This window comes from Vibrio aquaticus, from assembly GCF_003970385.1.
GTDB lineage: Bacteria > Pseudomonadota > Gammaproteobacteria > Enterobacterales > Vibrionaceae > Vibrio > Vibrio aquaticus.
On sequence record NZ_RXZH01000065.1, the window covers coordinates 1 to 722 of the forward strand.

Sequence of the window (722 nt, forward strand, 5' to 3'; positions counted from 1 at the left end):
GTACGCTATCGGAAGTGTGCGACGGAATGCGGTCTATGACTTGTGTCGGTGCGTCGTCACGGGACACCGGTGTCAGTGAGGACTCAGTTGAATTGGAAGTGTCAATTGTGGATTGGTTGGTGTGAAGTGCAGTGATGATTGTGTTGGATGGTGCGAATGCAGTCGATGTTAGTGAATGTGTGTAGTGGAGGCAATAAGGCGGATGTCGCTGCCAKGATTCGAACSTGGGTTAKTGCGGCCACAACGCAATGTCATAACCACTAGACCACAGCGACGATGTGTTCGCGACCCAACGTCACGCTATCACAACACACCAACCATCTCCATCACACAGTCACCTCGACACCAACGCACCCACACACAAAAATCAATRCTCTGTCGAATCAAATCGACAGAACTGAACACTTCACACACGTCTCACTCACCTTCATCACACCAACGACAATCTCAGTCATTCCCAACAATAACACCGAAACCAACAAATTAACAACACCAACATCCACGAATCCTGAATCACAACATATTCAACAAACACTACTACAACAGCAACAACAACAACAACAACAACAACAACCAACTTACACACCTACTCAATACACATCCACATCAACCACAGCTACGTTGACACTCACATGTGGAGGTGCATCACGTCAAACCAATCTTCCACCGACTGTCTCATTCGTTGTTCTCATCGTGTTCTGTCTCTATTAAATTGGACTATG

1 tRNA gene is annotated in these 722 nt (G+C 46.7%); it reads right to left on the reverse strand.

Annotation, left to right across the window (positions count from 1 at the left end):
* Positions 1–203: 203 nt before the first annotated feature.
* A tRNA-His gene (locus EJ063_RS21860) sits at positions 204–275 on the reverse strand.
* Between the last annotated feature and the right edge of the window lie 447 nt (positions 276–722).